At 52.2% G+C, this 1,192-nt stretch carries 1 rRNA gene; it reads left to right on the forward strand.

Annotation, left to right across the window (positions count from 1 at the left end):
- Positions 1 to 1,055: ribosomal RNA gene (locus CVS30_RS17660) — 23S ribosomal RNA — on the forward strand; the annotation flags it as partial.
- Positions 1,056 to 1,192 lie beyond the last annotated feature (137 nt).

A 1,192-nucleotide genomic window follows, 5' to 3' on the forward strand; every position in this document is an offset into this window, starting at 1 on the left:
GTTAATTGATGGGGTTAGCGCAAGCGAAGCTCTTGATCGAAGCCCCGGTAAACGGCGGCCGTAACTATAACGGTCCTAAGGTAGCGAAATTCCTTGTCGGGTAAGTTCCGACCTGCACGAATGGCGTAACGATGGCGGCGCTGTCTCCACCCGAGACTCAGTGAAATTGAAATCGCTGTGAAGATGCAGTGTATCCGCGGCTAGACGGAAAGACCCCGTGAACCTTTACTATAGCTTTGCACTGGACTTTGAATTTGCTTGTGTAGGATAGGTGGGAGGCTTTGAAGTGGGGACGCCAGTTCTCATGGAGCCATCCTTGAAATACCACCCTGGCAACTTTGAGGTTCTAACTCAGGTCCGTTATCCGGATCGAGGACAGTGTATGGTGGGTAGTTTGACTGGGGCGGTCTCCTCCCAAAGAGTAACGGAGGAGTACGAAGGTGCGCTCAGACCGGTCGGAAATCGGTCGTAGAGTATAAAGGCAAAAGCGCGCTTGACTGCGAGACAAACACGTCGAGCAGGTACGAAAGTAGGTCTTAGTGATCCGGTGGTTCTGTATGGAAGGGCCATCGCTCAACGGATAAAAGGTACTCCGGGGATAACAGGCTGATACCGCCCAAGAGTTCATATCGACGGCGGTGTTTGGCACCTCGATGTCGGCTCATCACATCATGGGGCTGAAGCCGGTCCCAAGGGTATGGCTGTTCGCCATTTAAAGTGGTACGCGAGCTGGGTTTAGAACGTCGTGAGACAGTTCGGTCCCTATCTGCCGTGGACGTTTGAGATTTGAGAGGGGCTGCTCCTAGTACGAGAGGACCGGAGTGGACGAACCTCTGGTGTTCCGGTTGTCACGCCAGTGGCATTGCCGGGTAGCTATGTTCGGAAGAGATAACCGCTGAAAGCATCTAAGCGGGAAACTTGCCTCAAGATGAGATCTCACTGGGATCTTGAATCCCCTAAAGGGCCGTCGAAGACTACGACGTTGATAGGTTGGGTGTGTAAGCGCTGTGAGGCGTTGAGCTAACCAATACTAATTGCCCGTGAGGCTTGACCATATAACACCCAAGCAATTTGCTGACGCAGATTGCGGTGGTGAAGATGATACGAACCGAAAGTTCGCAACGAACCACAAACATCACATATCCGAATTCGCTGGGCTGTCCATCTGGACATTCTGGCTACAGAATTTCTT

The organism is Arthrobacter psychrolactophilus (genome assembly GCF_003219795.1).
GTDB lineage: Bacteria > Actinomycetota > Actinomycetes > Actinomycetales > Micrococcaceae > Specibacter > Specibacter psychrolactophilus.